This is a genomic window from Dysgonomonas hofstadii, from assembly GCF_014196915.1.
In the GTDB taxonomy this organism is placed as follows: domain Bacteria; phylum Bacteroidota; class Bacteroidia; order Bacteroidales; family Dysgonomonadaceae; genus Dysgonomonas; species Dysgonomonas hofstadii.
Genome location: NZ_JACIEP010000011.1, coordinates 132,106 through 151,543, shown reverse-complemented (window position 1 = coordinate 151,543; position 19,438 = coordinate 132,106). Strand labels below are relative to the sequence as shown.

At 39.2% G+C, this 19,438-nt stretch carries 15 protein-coding genes; 3 read left to right on the top strand and 12 right to left on the bottom strand.

Annotated elements, in window-relative coordinates; translation table 11 throughout:
- Window positions 1-237: 237 nt before the first annotated feature.
- Both GGR21_RS15130 and GGR21_RS15125 read left to right on the top strand, forming a co-directional pair.
- On the top strand, window positions 238-2,295 hold the full coding sequence (locus GGR21_RS15130; RefSeq protein ID WP_183308068.1) for an acetate--CoA ligase family protein: 2,058 nt from the start codon (window positions 238-240) through the stop codon (window positions 2,293-2,295).
- A 94-nt stretch (window positions 2,296-2,389) separates the two neighbouring features.
- Complete coding sequence (locus tag GGR21_RS15125) at window positions 2,390-2,692, top strand: hypothetical protein (protein WP_183308067.1); 303 nt, start codon at window positions 2,390-2,392, stop codon at window positions 2,690-2,692.
- Here the strand turns inward: GGR21_RS15125 and GGR21_RS15120 are convergent.
- The 10 genes from GGR21_RS15120 to GGR21_RS15075 all read right to left on the bottom strand — a co-directional run bounded on the left by GGR21_RS15120 (window position 2,689) and on the right by GGR21_RS15075 (window position 17,133).
- A complete protein-coding gene (locus GGR21_RS15120; RefSeq protein ID WP_183308066.1) occupies window positions 2,689-3,891 on the bottom strand; it encodes an ABC transporter permease in 1,203 nt (400 codons plus the stop codon). The two genes, GGR21_RS15125 and GGR21_RS15120, sit on opposite strands and share 4 nt — an antisense overlap.
- Window positions 3,892-3,908: 17 nt before the next feature.
- Window positions 3,909-5,078: an ABC transporter permease gene (locus GGR21_RS15115; RefSeq protein WP_183308065.1), complete on the bottom strand. Its 1,170-nt coding sequence runs from the start codon at window positions 5,076-5,078 to the stop codon at window positions 3,909-3,911.
- A gap of 222 nt (window positions 5,079-5,300) precedes the next feature.
- Entirely contained in the window at window positions 5,301-6,293 is a 993-nt protein-coding gene (locus tag GGR21_RS15110; protein WP_183308064.1) for an HlyD family secretion protein, read from the bottom strand.
- Between the two features lie 111 nt (window positions 6,294-6,404).
- Complete coding sequence (locus tag GGR21_RS15105; RefSeq protein WP_183308063.1) at window positions 6,405-7,799, bottom strand: TolC family protein; 1,395 nt, start codon at window positions 7,797-7,799, stop codon at window positions 6,405-6,407.
- A 207-nt stretch (window positions 7,800-8,006) separates the two neighbouring features.
- Window positions 8,007-10,475 (bottom strand): bifunctional UDP-N-acetylmuramoyl-tripeptide:D-alanyl-D-alanine ligase/alanine racemase, encoded by a 2,469-nt coding sequence (locus tag GGR21_RS15100; RefSeq protein ID WP_183308062.1) that lies wholly within the window; start codon window positions 10,473-10,475, stop codon window positions 8,007-8,009.
- A gap of 10 nt (window positions 10,476-10,485) precedes the next feature.
- Window positions 10,486-11,466, bottom strand: a complete 981-nt coding sequence (locus GGR21_RS15095; protein ID WP_183308061.1) for a GSCFA domain-containing protein — start codon at window positions 11,464-11,466, stop codon at window positions 10,486-10,488.
- Between the two features lie 227 nt (window positions 11,467-11,693).
- Window positions 11,694-12,665: a glycosyltransferase family 2 protein gene (locus tag GGR21_RS15090; protein ID WP_183308060.1), complete on the bottom strand. Its 972-nt coding sequence runs from the start codon at window positions 12,663-12,665 to the stop codon at window positions 11,694-11,696.
- 1 nt (window position 12,666) lies between these two features.
- Window positions 12,667-13,674 carry an ATP-grasp domain-containing protein gene (locus GGR21_RS15085; RefSeq protein ID WP_183308059.1) on the bottom strand — a complete coding sequence of 336 codons (1,008 nt, stop codon included), beginning with the start codon at window positions 13,672-13,674 and terminating at the stop codon, window positions 12,667-12,669.
- Window positions 13,675-13,727: 53 nt separating this feature from the next.
- Window positions 13,728-14,996 carry an ABC transporter ATP-binding protein gene (locus GGR21_RS15080; RefSeq protein ID WP_183308058.1) on the bottom strand — a complete coding sequence of 423 codons (1,269 nt, stop codon included), beginning with the start codon at window positions 14,994-14,996 and terminating at the stop codon, window positions 13,728-13,730.
- 709 nt (window positions 14,997-15,705) lie between these two features.
- The gene (locus GGR21_RS15075) at window positions 15,706-17,133 is read right to left on the bottom strand and encodes a tetratricopeptide repeat protein (RefSeq protein WP_183308057.1); all 1,428 of its coding nucleotides are present in this window, start codon (window positions 17,131-17,133) and stop codon (window positions 15,706-15,708) included.
- Between the two features lie 122 nt (window positions 17,134-17,255).
- Here GGR21_RS15075 and GGR21_RS15070 point away from each other — a divergent pair, with 122 nt between their 5' ends.
- A complete protein-coding gene (locus GGR21_RS15070) occupies window positions 17,256-17,630 on the top strand; it encodes a DMT family protein (protein WP_183308056.1) in 375 nt (124 codons plus the stop codon).
- A gap of 17 nt (window positions 17,631-17,647) precedes the next feature.
- Here GGR21_RS15070 and GGR21_RS15065 read toward each other — a convergent pair whose 3' ends face one another.
- Complete coding sequence (locus GGR21_RS15065; RefSeq protein ID WP_183308055.1) at window positions 17,648-18,427, bottom strand: NUDIX hydrolase; 780 nt, start codon at window positions 18,425-18,427, stop codon at window positions 17,648-17,650.
- Between the two features lie 17 nt (window positions 18,428-18,444).
- Window positions 18,445-19,296, bottom strand: a complete 852-nt coding sequence (locus GGR21_RS15060; protein ID WP_183308054.1) for a hypothetical protein — start codon at window positions 19,294-19,296, stop codon at window positions 18,445-18,447.
- Window positions 19,297-19,438 lie beyond the last annotated feature (142 nt).

The following is a 19,438-nucleotide window of genomic DNA, read 5'->3' as shown; positions in this document are numbered from 1 at the left end:
CCTTTTTTTATTTTTATTTCAGAACAATATTAGACATATAAACTAAATACCTATATCACAATATGTTGTTAAACATAAAATAAAGAAAGAAAAGACAGAAAAATGGGGATAGTAAAAGGATTGGGATTAAACTAAACTCAATTTAAGAATTATATGTTCTATATTATATAGTCATTATCTTTCTCAAAATGAGAAAAACATTATTTTTGTACAAAATAACACTTTAATATCCCATTTATGGACTATAACAAGTTAACAAACCCCAAAAGCATTGTCGTAGTAGGAGCATCTGATAACATTTTGAAACCTGGAGGTAGCGTTCTCTATAATTTAGTAAACGGAACTTTCGATAAAGATCTATATGTTGTAAATTCCAGAGGCGGTGCTATACAAGGAGTGAAAGCTTATAAAAGTATGGAAGAAATACCACAAACCGATCTGGCAATTATTTCCATACCGGCAAATCAATGTATACATGCTGTGGATTATCTGGCAAAAGAGAAAGGCGTCAAAGCTTTCATCGTATTCTCGGCAGGATTCAGTGAAGAATCTGATGAAGGGACTATACTGGAAAGACAACTATTGGATATTGCAAACAGAGCCGGAGTATTAATGATCGGGCCTAATTGTTCCGGTTTCTTCAATACAAAACATCAGAGCATCTTTACAAAACCTGTACCCAATCTGGATACTCAGGGAGTAGATATCATATCCAGTTCCGGAGGAACCATCACATATATAATAGAATCGGCGATGAGAATCGGCTTAAGATTCAATTCTGCATGGTCGATAGGTAATGCCGCCCAGGTAGGTGTAGAAGACATACTGGAATATCTGGATAACGAATTCAGTCCTAAGAACAGCTCTAAAATTAAACTATTATACCTGGAAAAAATAGCTGATCCAGACCGTTTTCTCAGGCATTCGGCATCACTGATAAGAAAAGGGTGCAAAATAGCTGCCATCAAGTCGGGAAGTTCTTCTTCGGGAAGCCGCGCAGCTTCGTCTCACACAGGAGCTATTGCCAGTTCCGATTCGGCTGTGGAAGCACTATTTAGAAAAGCAGGCATTATCCGCTGTTTCTCAAGGGAAGAACTCGCTAATGTTGCCGCCGTTCTAACAATGAAGGAACTGAAAGGACGTAATCTGGCCATTATCACACAAGCAGGAGGGCCGGCTGTAATCCTGACCGATGCTCTATCAAAAGGGAATATAGACGTCCCCGAAATGGATAAAGAACTTGCTGCCGAACTGAAGAAACATCTTCTACCCGGAGCTGCGGTTTCGAATCCGATAGATATTATAGGAACAGGAACTGGTGAGCACATGGCCTTTTGTATCGATTTCTGTGAAAAAAACTTCAAAGCGATAGATGGCATAGCTGTGATATACGGTAATCCGGGGGTAAGTAATGTTGCAGAAGCTTATGAAATGCTTGACCAGAAAATTAAGACCAGCAAACTACCTATATACCCTATCCTACCATCGGTAATATCCGCCACAAAGGAAATGGATGATTTTGTAAAACGTGGTCATGTGAACTTCACCGATGAATATGCGTTGGCCAACGCCTTGTCTAAAGTCGTATCATGGACTCCTCCTTCTGTGGGGAAGATAGAAGATATGCCAATAAACATCCCACGCATACGCAATATCATAGATGGAGCTTCGAACGGATACATAGAAAGTAATACGATCAAGGAATTATTCGACGCCGCAGGTATACCACAGGTAGAAGAACTGGTTACTGCAAAGAAAGAAACAGCAATAGCTTTTGGCCAAAAGATCGGCTATCCTGTGGTAGCTAAATGCGTAGGCCCTATCCACAAATCGGATGTAGGTGGTGTTGTTCTGAATATACGTTCCGACGAACATCTGGCTCTGGAATTCGATCGTCTGATGAAGATACCTGATACTACCTCGGTTATGATTCAACCGATGCTTTCGGGGCAGGAACTGTTTATCGGAGCCAAATACGAATCCACGTTCGGGCACATTGTACTTTGCGGCCTGGGTGGAATCTTTGTTGAGATACTCAAAGACGTGGCTTCAGGGCTTGCTCCATTAAGCTTCAATGAGGCGCGATCGATGGTACGATCGTTAAGAGCATATAAAATAATTCAGGGAGTACGCGGGCAAAAAGGACTGAACGAAGAACTGTTTATCGAAATTATAGTGCGCCTGTCTGTTATGCTTCGCTTTGCTCCTGAGATCAAAGAGATGGATATAAACCCGCTCCTTGCCAACGAAGAGAAGGTAATAGCCGTAGACGCCAGAATCAGAGTAGAAAAATAATATACTCAGTACCAAAAAGAATATGCTGGTCCACATTTGGTTCAGCATATTTTTTTATCTTTATATAATAAACCGAATAAAAATAAATGCCATTATGAATGACCTTGTAACAATTAAGACTTCAAACATACCCGGAGAGCTTGCCGTTGCAAAAACCTATCTGGAAAGCTACGATATATTTTGCTACCTTAAAGATGAACTTATCAATCAGGTGCACCCTTATGCTATGGGAGGGATAAAACTTCAGGTCAGGGAAGAAGATGCCATGCGTGCCATCGAATTCCTTATCGAGGGTGGGTTTGCCAGGAAAGAAGATTATGAAATACCCGAATCGACTTTGCGCATGGTAAGAATATATGAAAAGATAACCGATTTCTTCAAAAAGAAGGGTGGTTAACCTTTCACTTTCAGCATACCCTTATACTTAGGGTCGTAATTCTGTATCCACCACCGGTACATCAATACGGCCGTAATGCAATACGCCAACGCATGTATCCATAGCATTATATATTCAGGCCAGACCTCAATAAGCGTCGCTCCCATTGTATTTATCTTTATGAACCCGTGTATACCCGGAGTAGACGGAATTATATTAGCAATTGCCTTTATCGGCTCGGGAATAGCTGTCCATGGCCACGAGATACCCGAAATAAAAATAAATATCACACTGGTAAATACGAACAAAGGCATACCAAACTCTCGCTGCGAACAGAAATAAGATAAGGTCATACCAAAGAATGTAGCGGCCAGCAAATATGGCATAAGGAATGCCCCTATGGTCAACGGATCGCCAATCTGCGGAAATTTAAACAGATATGGTATAACCCTCAATACCCAGACCGAGATCAACATGTATAACGAGGCATAACAAAATGCTTTTCCGATAGTCAGTTTGACCGCACCTACATTTTTCCCGTCCGCCGTATGCGACGCCACTGTAAAACGTTTCTTATCGTTGTGAGTGCCTACAATGGTAGCAATTCCCAGCAACAGGGTTTGTTGTATTATCAGTATTAATATAGCAGGCACAAGGAAACTGGCAAACCCGTTCTGAGGATTATACAACGTAATCCACTGACTTTCTACAGTCTGCCGTACGGTCGCATCCTGTTCCTGGCTTCCTCCTCCTGTTTCTGCGACACGGATATCGGCTCCCATATCCAGAGACACCTCCGTCGCACTTAAAAGCATGGCCTTATAGAACAAAAGGCTGCTCATATCGGCATATACACTCACCGATGTTTGTTGTTGTGTATTTATCTTCCGGCTGAAATCGGCAGGGATATACATGATGCCGTAAGCCTCTTTTCTTCTCATTGCTTCACGGGCTTCTTCCATATCGGTAGCATATCCGATCACACTGACATCGGCCGTAGCATCTACTTTCCGTTTAAATTCACGGGATAAAGCCGAATGCGAATCATCTACCACAACAACTTTTACTTCGTGGGCTGTTTCATTATTATATATAAAGCTATAGACAATAGGATAAGCAAACGGCACGACAAAGAACAGAAGAATGACAGCCTCGTCGCGAAAAACGAGTTTCAGTTCGTTTATCCACACATAATATATATCGAGTAAAAGCTTTTTCATGCTGTTATAACCCCATTTTATGATTCATACACATTATCCCTCAACAGTCTTTTCACTACACCGAAAAAGAACATAGACAACAGGACAAACGCCAGTAACGCCGCATACCGGTACATGGAGTATCCGAAATGTATTCCGTTCAATGCCTGATCGACATAGATAAGGAAGAAGTGACGTAAAGGGAAGAAATTACTCACTGCGTTCAGACTACCATCCATAGCCAATGTTGAGAATGAGAACCCTGTTATAGAAAATGAAATCATCCCGATAAGGCTGCCAATACTAAGCGCAAGCCTGTAATTGCGGAATATCCCCATTAAAATGACTCCTCCACCCTGCGCAGCAAGGATCAGACAGAGATAATTGAGAAACATAGGCCAAAATCCGCTGTGTAAAGGGAATTGATTATAGTAATACATTATTGACATAAAGAACAGGGCTATACCTGTATATACAATTGTATATGGCGCCAATTTCCCTATTATAACTTTTAATATGGAATCATTTCCCATCGCCAGCAACCTGCGCCCTGTACCCGATTTAATTTCGGAACCAAGTGCCGATACTGTAAACAGTAATATTATAAGCTGCAATATACCGGGTAATATCACATTATTGAGATATACCGAATAATTCAGCCACGGGTTGCCTATAGGATGCGAATCTATGGTGATCGGTTGCAGGATAGGCATTATCTGATTTTCGGTAAATCCTTTAGCTTCGGCCGTCTGCAACCCCACTGCCGCAGAAGCCAGCGTAGTCACTGTCTTCAGGTCCTGAAACAGAAGCGAGCCGGATATCAGGAATGCATTATTCGTATAATATACAAGTTTAGGACGGCTACCCGATACTGCGTCTTTCGAAAAATCTTTGGGTATAGTAAGAACAGCATATACCTCCATACGTTCCATCATCTCGCGGGCTTCTTTAAATGACAGGCTTTTATATTTCACATCTGTTTTTTCGAAAGCATCCAGCTGACGGATCAATGTACGTGAAGTAGCAGTATTATCCAGATCGACCACAGCAATGGGAATACGGGATGGCAGTCCGCTATCCATCATCCACACCAAAATGATCATAGACAATAAAGGCGTAACAAATATCCCCCAAATACATATTTTTGAGGAGATTATACGCATCCATTCTCTTTTAAATATAGCTAATATGCCTGTTCCGTAATCCATTTATTGTGTATAGCGATTGTTAAAAGTTGACAAAGTTGACGTATATTTCAATTTTTTATTTGCCTGGAATCCCTCGCAAAGTCGCAAAAATAAAAGCAGTATATTTTTGAATACTTCATTAACTCCGCTTTGCCTTGTCGAATAATATCTCATAACTTATAACTCATAATTTATAACTCTTTCCATACATAGATAAAGTTCTTTATAAATTATGCAATTAAATTACTCTTTCACTATAAGTGACATCCCCGGAAGCACATCCACTGACGCATCCTTAAAACGGGCTTTTACTTCAAAGGTCTTGCGGTCGTACTGGCCTGTGATCTTAGTTGCCTTCCATGCAGCGTACGAACCAAGATCTTTGACATAATAAACAGTCATCTCCACCTCCTGATCCAGTGCAGGCACATAAGCCTTGAAGGTAGTACCTATATCTTTATAGTTCTTCAACCTGTCTTCACGAATGTTGAAAGAGCCCCATTTATCATCCAGCTTTGCCACATTCATTATAGGCGCACCCGAGCCGACTAGTTCTCCTTCATTCGGAAACTTCTCCGATATTTTTCCGTCGATCGGAGATATCAGATAACTTTCGGCTATATATGATTCTACTTCCGCAACAGCCCCTTTAGCCCTTTGCAACATAGCCAGCGCAGCTTCCCTGTCCTCACGTTCGGCTCCGTTCACAGCCATATCGTATTGAGATTTCGCCGCCTTCTCCGTTGCAATAGCAGCATCAAGTTGAGCTTGTACTTCATCCCGCTTCTGAGCTGTAACAACTCCTTTATCAAAAAGATTCTGTACACGGGTGAAAGATTTTTGAGCTATATCTACCCCTACTTTTGCTTTCTGCCACATCTCAAAAGCTCCCTGTATCTGTTCTACACGGGCTCCTTTTATAGCTTTCTGGTTCTGGGCGGCAGCTCCTTGCTCGGCGGCAGTGGCCTGGGCCAGTTTGGCTTCCACATCGGGGATACTAAGCACAGCCAGCGTATCGCCCTTTTTCACATAACTGCCCTCTTCTACCAGATACCGTTCTATACGGCCAGGCACCTTACTGGATATACGAACCTCAGTAACATCGGCTTCTCCCTGAATGATATTATCTTCCTGATTCAGGAAAAAGAAGCCATAGAGCCCCACAACTATAATAACTGCAGCAAAAATCAAGATTGGGATTAACTTTGAACCCGACTTTTTATTTTCTGTATCCATATTTTTTTTAATTGGCCCCTCCAACCTCCCCAAAGGGAGGCTTTATCGAGAGTATTTTATTTATTTTATACATAATTCCTTCACTCAATTTCCCCCTTGGGGGACAGGGGGCTATAATTTACGACCTAATGCTTTGTTCAGATAAATTTGACAAAGAACGACATCTATCTGAGCCTCTATCAATTCTGAATGAGCCGACATCCATGCGGTATGGGCTGCCATAGCGTCCGAAGCTGCAATAACGCCCTCTTCGAACCCAGCATTTGCATAACGCAAATTCTCATCTGCTTTTTCTGAATTTCTCTTTGCCGAGTTCAGTTTTTTATAAGCTTCATTTAGTTTGTAATTGGATTGATTTATCTGTAATGTGATTTTTTCTTTTGCATCTGCCAACTCATATTGTTTAATACGGGTTTCCGCCTTGGCTGCATTTAATTTCGCAGAACTGGAGAAAAAATTTAACGGAACTTTTACCATCACGCCGACATTCCACATTCCCCCAAATTTCTTTTCCAGTCCGTCAAATGAGCTGGGGTTTGTCCACAGGTAATTTGCAGTCAATGCAACATTCGGCATAAAATCAGCCAATGCGATCTTTTCTTGTTTCTGATATATTTTTGTTGCCAGTTCGAGACTCCTGACTTCTGTCCTGTTTGTCAGTGCCTCATCAATATTTGGAACAACAGCAGCCTCGTATGAAAGAGGGATATCTTCGACATTCTCGTCCTTCAATGTTATAGCATCACTTATTTCAAGCCCGCATATTTGCGACAAGAGCATTTTCGCCAGACTCAATCCATTTTCGGCCTTAGTCAATGTCATCTCGGCTTCGTTCAGTTTTACACTTACCGAAAGGCGGTCTGCCTTAGTTGCAACACCCTCTTCTTCCATCGCCGAAATATCCGAATCCATTTTTTGCATCAAATGCACATACGATTCTGCCAGTTTTTTCTTACTTGCCACAGATACTACCTGCCAATAGGCATTGTCAACCTCAATTATTACATCTGTCATCTGGGTTTCTTTCATTGTTTTGGCCAGTTCCTGGGCATAACTACGAAGATCATTGTATGCAACAATCTTACCTCCCATAAATATTGGCTGAGTGAGATTGAAACCCCCTACCCATACATTTCTGATATCCAGTGTTCCCAAATCATAGAGACCATCTTTAACATCGCCGAGTGGCAAGGAAACATTTCCGCTTGGCAGAGGAATTGTAAGTTCGGATGGAATGGCGGCAATAGTAGAAGAAGATATCAGATGCAGATTCTTCTGATTGTGTAGATAGGCCCCGACAAATTGTATTTCGGGGAAGAATTTACTTAAAGCATCCTTCTTATTATAATACGCGATCCGCTCCTGCTCTGTCGCAATCTTGAGAGACTTGTTATTCTCTATTGCCAGCCGCCGGCACTCTTCTAGTGTCAGCAACTGTTGCGCAACAGCGGGTGTACTACATAGCAGAATAAAAAAAAGAAGAATGCCGGAGTACCTTTTTATCATATTGTTAAGTTATTAACTTTAATTTGATTGCCTATGCAACTATATTTCACACCGCAAAAATAAGATACTTTTTACTAATATGAAATATCCATGTTCATTTTCATAATAATTTAACATTCAGTAGTAAAAAAGGTTCACCTCTGAATAAGGTTTATTTAATCCTTTATTCAGAGGTGAATATTCAGTTAAGTAAATAATAAAAAAGAACTACTCTTTGTAATATATATGCTTCACGCGGTTCGATATGGAAGTGAGTATTTCGTAAGGGATTGTACCGATTTGTTTAGCGAGATCTATAACAGACGGGTTTTCTCCGAAAATAATAACCGAATCACCTTCCTTTACATCTATGCCACTCACATCTATCATTGTCAGGTCCATACAAATATTGCCGACAATAGGTACTGTATGGCCATTTACCACAACATTCCCCACTCCATTGCCAAACTGGCGGCTAAGCCCGTCGGCATATCCAATGCGAATAGTAGCAATTGTGGCATCATGGTCGAAATGGCCTTTACGCCCATAGCCTACCGTTTCTCCGGCTTTTATATGCTTTATTTGCAGAACGGTTGTTTTTAGAGTGCAAACATTCCTCAATCCTTCGAGACCGCTGGCGCTGACCCCGTAAAGGCTTATCCCCAGACGCACCATATCCATCTGCTCTTCGGGGAAACGTTCTATCCCCGCCGAATTGAGAATATGTTTCATTATTGGATAATGACAATTCTGCTCTATTACCTTTGCTATTTTTTTAAATGTTTTTATTTGCTCCAGCGTAAACTCATCGAAGTTCCAGCTCTCGCTGGCGGCCAGATGTGAAAATACCGACTGGATGCGCACTCCTGTTTGATTCTGTATACGGCTCATTAGTTCAGGGACATCTTCTTCTGTAAAGCCGAGACGATGCATTCCTGTATCTATCTTCAGATGTATCGGATAATTGGTAATCCCCTGCAACTTGGCTTCCTTAATAAAGGCATCGAGTATCCTGAAATTATAGACTTCCGGTTCAAGTGAATAAGTGGCTAGTTCTTCGAAGCCACCAACTTCAGAATTCAATACGATTATAGGAACCTTTATCCCTTGTTTTCTCAGGAAAACACCTTCTTCCGCCACAGCTACCGCCAGATAATCACATTTGTGATATTGCAAGGTCTTTGCCACTTCCGCAGCTCCGGTACCATAGCCATCGGCCTTTACCATACAAATCATCTTTGTATTTGGCTTCAGGTTCGACCGATAGAACTTATAGTTGTGAACTATAGCATCCAAGTCTATATCGAGAACTGTTTCATGAGTCTTTACCTCCAACAATTTGTTTATACTTTCGAAAGAAAAGCTCCTTGCTCCTTTGAGCAAAATAAACATATCCTGAAAGTTACCCCAGATATTGGAATGGATAAAATCTTCTGTCGCATTAAAGAAATGGCTTTCTATTCCTTTAAACATATCTTTGTGAGCCGAGATCTCCTTACCGATGCCGATCAACAAATCGATCTTTTTATTGATCATCAGATTAGATGCCAGATAGTATAGTTCTTTCAGCTTTAGTCCCGACTGAGGTATATCCGATATAATAATAACTTTCTTCCGGTCGCTTATCGTAGCCCGCTGTGCTAAAAAGTCCAGGGCTATATTTAATGAATTTATATCAGAGTTGTAGGAGTCATTAATAAGCACACAGTTATTCTTTCCCTGACGGACATCGAGGCGCATAGCCACGGGTTCTAAAGTCTCCATCCGCTTATTTATCTCATCAATAGGGATATGCAGATAGACGGCTGTCGCCAGCACATGTATCGCGTTTTCTATGGAAGCGTCATCAGTAAAAGGGATTGTAAATTTGGACACCATTCCCAACAGAGCATATTGAATAGTAGTACTAAACTCTCCCTTGTGCACCTTCATAACGTATAAAGGGCTTTCGGGCGAACCTTTCCGCGACCAGGTAAGACGTTTATGAGACAGGCAGGCAATCTCCATGCATTCGTCTATCAACTCATTTTCTTCTTCGCAGATAATCACATCACAGTTGATAAAGAGTTCAAGTTTTTCGAGGCATTTTTGTTTCATCGATTTGAAGCCTTCCTGATGTGCCTGACCGATATTAGTTAATATTCCGATTGTCGGACGGATCACAGCTTCCAGTTTCGACATTTCTTCGGGTTGAGAAATGCCGGCCTCAAAAACGCCCAATTCAGTGCGGTCATCCATCTGCCACACCGACAGGGGTACTCCTATCTGCGAATTGTAACTACGTGGTGAATGTGTGATATTAAAGTCGTAATGGAGTATCTGATACAACCATTCTTTAACCACGGTCTTCCCATTGCTTCCCGTAATGCCTATAACCGGTATATCGAACTGGTAACGATGATATGCCGCTATACGTTGCAGCGCTGCCAGTGTATTACTTACCACAAGAAAATTGGCATTCAGTTCGTCCCACTCGGGAGACAAATGTGAAACGACAAAATTGCGAACACCCAGTTCGTATAGCTCGCTCACATATTTATGCCCGTCATTATTCTTTGTTGGCAAAGCAAAAAACAATGTTTCGGCAGGAAAAAATACCTGCCGGCTATCTGTCAGCAATATACTTATTTCCGAATCATCGAGACCGGCAGTCATTGCATCCAGTATACTGGCTATTTTCTGTATAGAATATTTCATTACAAAAACACTACAATCTATTTTCTAATATGGATATTTCTTCCGCACAACAAATGTATGGATATTTATCCTTGAATGCTTTAAGCTTTAACAAAGTTTGCCTTAAAAAATGCTTATACTCATCACCTTGAGAATTTATTGGACGATGATTCAACGCCAGATAGATTTTATTCCATTCATCTATGATAGATTTTGTCTCCTGACTGATATAAGTATCTGAAAATCTCTCCCATATATATTTTATTGCGGTATCACTGGGATGAATCATATCTTCGTTGTAGAAGCGGTAGTCACGTAATTCGTCCAATACAATTTCATAAGAAGGGAAATAAAGGGAGCCGTAATCTGTTTTACAAAGCTCATCGACCGCCAGCAAGAGCACTGACTTACTTAGCTGGTTATCATGTGCTCCATCTTTCATATGCCGGATAGGGCTCACTGTAAATATAATTTTAACTTCGGGGTTTTGCTGCCTTATCTGTTTGATCAAAACAGTCCATTCATCAACAATCTCACTTACAGTGAGCCTGTACCTGATGAAATCAGCAGCAGGCAATTTATGACAATTACCTACTACAATATCTTTATCCTTATGGCGAAATACGTAAGAAGTACCAAGGGTTATAATAAGGACATCTGATTTTTTCAAATCATCCACCGCCTGCTTCGTACTTTGATTTATCTTACTTAAATAGTTCTCCTTATCTGTATCGGAGAAACTACCATGATGATAGAAGCTATTAAAAAGCCCTTTATGTTCAAAAATATCTTTTTCTGTAAACTCATAATTATCTAAAAGCATATACAACGCGCGGGCAATTGAAGCAGGATTGTACAAAATACCGAAAGGATTAAGATTTACATTGAATTTATTATCGACAAGTATTTTCCCTATATTTTCGATAAAGCACGAACCAAACATCAACACCCTGTGTTTGTGGGATATATCTATATCTGATTTTGGGATATTTATCTTAGTACTGAACTCCATTCTGATCTATATTTTTGATGAGTAAAAGTATAAAATAATCACATTAGTCGGGTATGAATATAGAAAGGAGTTTTCTTTTATTTTCGAAAATAAAAACAGGATATCATACAACAGAAATTACAAATACATCAAGGGCATATCAAGTATTGTGTATTGCATAACCCATTTTCAAGAACCAGCATACACGCAAGCCAAAACAATCAAGACACAATGGTCTTTTCGGGGGATTATTTAACAAATCTGATAATAAATCGTTTTATCCTCCACAAACGATCCCTGAATATACGTCGGAAGGCATGGACGGAAGTTTTAATATCACCACTATAAACAATAGATTCGAAAGCGATCTTTAAAGTATATTTTAGTGATATTTCAGGATCCAAGACATCTGCATATACTTTTTTTATTACAGCCGCCCGAAATATCTTCTTCAATACAGCATCAGACTTGTTCTTTGCAAGCAGGTCTTTATAAACACGATAATCACTATTGACTTTATTGGTCACTTTACCATAAACTCCACCGAAATGCCTGTTATAAACACCCCCGAAAAAGTTCAGGCAAAAACCTTTACTTCCTTTTAAAGCATAATAGAATAAATGCACATCTCTAAAATATGTAAACGGCAAAAAATCCACATGAACTATGCTATCTTTTCTTACAACGACAGTTAATACCTTGGTCAGCCAATGCCTAAGGAAATTTTCCTCCAGAGAAAAAGAGACTCCATCAGGATTTCCGGCAAATATTTCTTTATAATATTTCCACTCGGGCTCCCACACATTCTCCTCTTTGTCATAAATTTTAAATCTATGACTACATAAGCTATAGTCAGGATGGCTTTCTAAAAAATCGACTTGCTTCTGTAACTTATATTCATCAATCCAATAATCATCGCCCTCGCAAAATGCGATATACTTACCTCTGACACGTGGAAATTGATATGTAGGAGTGTTCGCAATACCTTTCTTATATTGATTTTCTTTCTGGTATATCGGTTTTATAATGCCGGGATATCGCTCTTCATATTCTCTAATAACCGAAGCCGTACTATCTGTCGAAGCATCATCATGAATTAGTATTTCGAAAGGGAAAGATGTTTTTTGCATTAAAAATCCATCTAAACATTGACGTATAAACCGTTCATGATTATATGTCAAACAACAGATGCTTACAACTGGAGTCTCCGATTTCTTCATTTCATAAAATAACAGGCTCAAGTTCTTTACATCCGGTAACACCTACAGAAGCGGAAATTAACCCATGGTCGGTAGCACCTCCTTCAAGCCATTTTATAATCTGGGCAGGGAAATTAGCCCCCGCAATATGGGCAAACGGATAATGTCCGCTAAATCGTGAATTCATTTCCACAACAAATATATCTCCGTTCTCGGATACGATACAATCGACACTCATAATGCCAATATGACGGAAAGATTCTGAAAGTTTCTTACTAATATTCAAAAACATAGAATTATCGACAATTTCGGCGACATCCGTTTCTCCTGCCCGCATCAATATTTTCTGTACAACAATCGTTGTCACATAGTTCCCTTCCAGATCATTCAATACATTCAACCCGTATTCCGGCCCTTTTATTTCCTTCTGAATCAAGATACAAGATGCCGGGTCTTGCTCCGACTCATGTTTCAGGTATGATCCGAAAATTTCACAATAAACCTTATCATATAATACGGATAATTCTTCCTTATTATTAATATGAAACATTCCTAACGATCCTGAGCCCCATCGGGGTTTAAGTACTAATGGATAATTTATTAAGCCTTTTTCAATATCATTTTTCAGCTCCGGTAGTGAAACATAACTTTGGGGCGTGGTTATATCGATCGAATTAAGAAATTTATATGTCAGCCATTTGTCATTACAAATAGCAACTGTATTTTCATCCGGAATTAATAGCCTTATCCCATTTGCCCGAAATTCTTTTTCATTTCTGGCCAGAATAAGAAGATCTATATCAAACAAGGAAATAACAGCTTTTATTTTATTTCTCAGACAATAATCGATAAGAAACGTTATATACTCTTTATCATAAATCTGTGGTGTGATCGTATAGCGATCGGCATGCTTCAACGAATGAGTCAGAACACTGTTTGAGGCAAAAACAAGACCTTTTCCTCTTAACGTGCCTTTAAAATATTCTATCAAATAAGTTCTCCTCCCTACAGAGGTAAGTAATATATTCATCTTTTGTACTTTGTGAAAGTGTAATAATTAAACCTTTTTTAGAAAAAGAAAGCTTATTTTATTGATTCAAGCATTCTATAATCATTCTTTATAAATGTTGGCCTTAATACCCCTTTCCATTTACCGTGCCAACCTGAAATGCTTCTGTCTTCTAATATTTCAAATGAATTCGCATGTCTATGATCAAAATAACATTGTGATTGTGAAACAAACATATTACTCACATAATAATCCCCATCATTCATCAGATTTGCTGGGATGAAAAACTCCGCCTTATACAACCCTTTCTGCAAAGGTTTGTTCTCTGTAGTCAGATTAAAAATACATGTTCCGCTTTTATCGTACAGGTGCATACTCACATTTACCGGGAAACCTTCCTCCAAACACCAAAACTCAGTAATAATATTGAACGGGACATTAATTGTCAGTTTATTCCCGGCATACCTTATATATGCCGCCTTTATTTTTATTTTATCCAAGCCGGGAGCATCTTCATAAGTCCATTCATTGTTTATTATACCGCTGTTTGTTTGATCCGACAAATAAAAGTCCACAACATCTGTTATTTCTCCCGAATATTTAATGAAGCCATCAGATAAAACAATTCCTGTTTTACATAAATTCTTAATCGCCGTCATGTTATGGCTTACAAACAGCACTGTGCGCCCTTCTATTGAAGAAGCGTCCTGCATCTTTCCTATGGCTTTTTTCTGAAAGTCGGCATCACCGACAGCAAGGACTTCATCTACAATTAATATTTCAGGATCGAGATGTGCTGCTACAGCAAAGCCAAGACGGACCTTCATACCTGAAGAATAGCGTTTGATGGGAGTATCTATATACTTTTCAACTCCTGCAAATTCTATTATTTCATCTAATTTACTTGTTATCTCTTTTTTGGACATTCCCATGATGGCACCATTCATATAGATATTTTCACGTCCTGTAAGCTCAGGATGGAATCCAGTTCCGACCTCAAGTAATGAACTTATTCTGCCTTTTGCCTTAATGGTACCTGTCGTTGGAGCGGTAACTCTGGACAGAAGTTTCAGAAGTGTTGATTTTCCTGCTCCGTTTTTTCCAATTATACCTAACACATCCCCTCTATTAACTTCCAAATTAATATCTTTCAACGCCCAGGCATATTTATTTTCGGATTTTTTAGAGCGGTCATTCACTTCTCCTATTTTCAGATAGGGGTCTTCCTTCCCCCTGACCAGGTGCCACCACCTATTCAAATCGTGACTGACTGTTCCTGTGCCAATAGTCCCCAAACGATATAATTTTGAAATGTTCTCTATCTTAATAACTGTCTCAAGCATACATAAATCTTATATTTTGCCTTCTCTTCTACAAAAAAAACACAAATTACTTATAACTCCATTGTATAACAATGAAACTACAATTAGGTTTAGTTAACCGATTATTAATGTAATTTGGTAAGAATGTCTATTTTATCCGTCTCAGGGAACAAAGCTAATAAAATAATAAATAATCACATTTAAATTCTATTTAATTTTTATTCCTTTTATATATTTTCTATTATCTTAATATTCTAAAGACCTGTAATAATTAAGATGTTAGAAGTTCTCTTATGTCCCGTTCAATAGTAAGATCATTCTAATTAAATCCACGGCATACTTAGCTACAAAATCACTATATGTGAGAGTTGGTTGGCTCTGAGAAAGGTATTATATTAGCCTATGGTGACAATTGTATGACTATACTATGGCCAATTATATATTTGTATAATCACTATAAAAAAGAAAAGGTTGTCATCACGACAACCAATCTTCATTGTTAACCTTAAATCTAATACTATGAAAAACACATTACAAAGATATGGGGTGTTTGGCAATATTCCAAACAATCGGGAGTCAAATTTTAACACTTTAAATTAGTTTAACGAGGGCAACAGAAATACCCCCTCAATTGTTAAAGAACCTTGCGTATTACAAAAACAAATGAAAAAAGAAGAAATAAAAAAGGTCCCTGTATACAGAGACCTTTCCTATATATAACATAGTTCTACTATTTATTACTTTCTATTTCCTGATTACGGGCCAGCATTTCCAGGTCAGGCATCTCTTTGCTGATACTTTCCAGCTGCTTTTCAACAGTCAATATATCATTTGTCATGTTTCGCCGGGTAGCTTCAGCCGCTTTGCTATATGTACTGCGCATTTCTTCCAGTTGGCGCTTCAACCTGCTTTCATCCGCTTTCATTTGAATTACCCTGTAATATGTATCACGAGCTGTTTTGTTCTTAAAGTCCGCAAGCTTGTAGTATGTGTACTCATCATTTATTACAAATTCAAAGTCCCGTACTTCTTTTGCCTGTTCTTTAGGTGCCGTACGCGCCAATGCAATGAGTGCTGAATAGTCTTTTCCTTCGCCCCATGAACTCCTGATTGAGGATATACGGGCTCTGTCGGCCATGTACTTCTCATCATCGCTCTCCACTATTTTCACGGTCGGATTCGGGATAAAAGTATATACGCAGACTTTATCTTCAGGCTGAAACCTGTCGGAGGCAAACCATCCCACCCCTTTTTCTTCATCCACAACCATCAGATAATCGTTATACATCGAATTGAATGGCATATTTAACCGTTCTGGTGCCAGATAAGTATCGTTATTCATATTGTAACGCGAAACGAACAGGTCGTATCCGCCCAAAGAGTCATAGTCTTTTGCCGCGAAATATATAGTTACCCCATCAGGCATTACATACGGATAATTAACATCTCCTGTCAATCCGAAGTTTGTTGCCGACAGTTGCTTTTCATTACCATATCCATCAATCAGCTTTTCCATTGAAAAAAGAGTGTATACACTACTTTTGTCGGGTTGTCCATAGTATATCTTGGTTTCCTTTTCATTGAAGTAGACAGTAGATGAAACAGGCTTATTCGCAGAGAATACCTTATTGAAATATTCCATGCGTCCCGAACTATGGCTCAATTTATAAGCAGACAGAAAAGCGGATTTATCAACAACCACACTGTCGATAATCTGAATGTCTTCTGTACTGGAGACTACCCGGTGCAGGCGCGACAGGACTTTTCTCTTATTCTCCAGATTTTCCCTGAATTCATTATCATTCTTCTTCAACATGGACTCAAAGGTGTCGAAAGCTTGCTTTGCCTCTGTAAAGCGAAATTCTTTTGTGTAGATTTGCCCCAGATAATAAAAGGAATCTCTTATTTTCTTTTTCGAAGCAACCGACAAACACTCCTCGGCTTTAACCATATCTCCTCCCGTTTCGAACAGGCAGACCCCGTACCATTGGTTCAGGTTAGCATCGGTGGGTTTTGCTTTATATTCGGCTTCGAATACAGGTAGCGCCTTGGCAAACTCTCCTTTCAGGTACAAAGCTTTGGCTTCGGCCAGGGTTTGTGAAAAAGCAAAAGGGAATATAGTAACTGAAAACAGTATATAAATAATCAATCGTTTCATATGGATAACCTTATAACTAATTAACGGTTTCAAAGATAAGAATTTATACGAAAAGAAGATATAAATCTCAAAAATTGGTTTACTTTTGCGCCGCAAAATATAATCGAATTTAAACAAAAAATATGAAAACAGCGGGCTTATACACAATACTACTACTTATAGTGTCCAATATTTTTATGACATTTGCCTGGTACGGACACCTGAAACTGAAAGAATACTCATGGTTTGCCGCATTACCTATTTTGGGAGTGGTCTTCATCAGTTGGGGAATCGCCTTTTTCGAATATTGTTTTCAGGTTCCAGCCAACCGGCTGGGTTTTCAGGGTAATGGCGGACCGTTTTCGCTGATGCAGTTGAAGATTATTCAGGAAGTGATCACCCTCATAATATTTGTGCTATTCAGTACGCTGGCTTTTAAAACCGAAACCCTGAAATGGAACCATTTGCTCGCATTTATCTTTCTGGTAGCTGCCGTATATCTGGTTTTCAAAAAATGAACAGGGGAAATAAAAGACTAAAAGTTGTTACTCATTATCTGCACTCCATATTTTTCGGCCTCTTCATATTTGTCTTTTATAAAACTATACAGATTAGGTGACTTGTGTGCTCCTGCCCTGCGAGTTTCATTCAGTGGAGTGATATAACCTATCGACAACATTTTTCGCTGGAAATTCCGCCTGTCCAGTTCCCTGTTTAATAAGGATTCGTATATGTTCCTCAACTCAGGCATAGTGAATTTTTCCGGCAATAGTTCATAGCCTATAGGGATAAAGCCTATTTGCTTACGTATAGTCTGCACTGCCGTATCGATTATTTCCTTATGGTCGCCATATAAAGGAGGTAGTTCATCCAGACAGAACCAGTCTACATCTTCATATTCTCTTACCGTCACCCGGGCCTTATCGTACCTGATCAACGAATAGTAACCAAGACTGATAAACCTGTCCATGTACCATTTTCCATTTTCAGGCCTCACCTTCAGTTCCCTTAATATTTTTTCATGCTCACCAAGGTTAGTCCTTGTCTTCTTGCCGAAAAAGCAAAATTGTTTCAAATAAACTCTGTCAAGCCCGGTACGGTCTTTCAATATCCGGAGCATTGCTTCATCCGGATCCTCATCCTTACCAACAAACCCTCCGGGAAGCATCCAGCTTTCACTCACCTTGAATTTACATAACAAAGTTTTCAGACTTCCGTCATGATACCCTAAGACAATACAATCAACAGAGACATTCGGAATGAATATCTCTCTACCTTGGTCCAATGTATCAAAAGGCGACTTTTCATTTTCCATAAGCTAAAGACATTTTTTTACATGTCTGCTGTCTCTTTAGCCTCTTTTACTTTGCCTTTATCGTTTTCTAAATAATAGTTTTTAAATTCGGCTTCTTCCTTTGCCTTTTTCAGGCTGTCCAGTTGAAGCATCATAGTAGACAATTGAAAAGATTTTGAAACCGCAGATTTTATAGTTTGTGATAGGATGTACGAGTATTTGCTTGCACCTTCCAATGTAAGGGTTAAAGCTTTATCTTGGTTAGAATAAATGAACTTTGCTATTCCGTTCTCATCGGAACCGGAGAAACGAATAACTTCATAATTTTTTCCCATATTGGAAAAACGATAATTCAACCCATCATCTGTTACAGATAGCGATTGGGTAAAAAATCCGTCTTTGGTAGATACTTTTATCTGATTATGTTTTTGTTGTCCGATAAATACGCTTTCCAGATATAGGGTGCCGTCTTCTGCCACACCTGAACGTAATGTCGTGCCGGTTATAGCACCTGCCACACTTTCTTTAGGAATATATGTTCCTTCTTCCTGATATTTTTTATCCCGCTGATAGGAAAAAAGAGATTTCATCTTCTCCAACTGTGGAGAGTACAATACAATCAGAGAATCACATTCTGTTATCGTTTGATGATTTTCGGCACGCCTTATCGTATCCAGCAAGGCCAGCCCGGCACGTCGCTCATCAAAAGCTTTAGGATATAAAACATGCATGCTGTCTATTTCTTGTTTTGCCAACGCATACTCCTTATTCAGGTACAATTCCCTCGCTTTGTTTAGAAGTAATGAAGCTCCTTCATCCTTTTTTCCGCAAGCAAAAAACAGATATAAAACAAACAGAAACACGACTGTATTTCTAAAACCGTTCAGCATAATATTTTCTCCTTATAGAATTGTTCTGGGTCTGATTCACAAATTCGATACCAAATTACAAATTATTTTGTTTTAACAAAAAACATTAATAAAATTATTTGGATTTAACCCAGATCAACGAAATATGTGAACCCCTAATTTA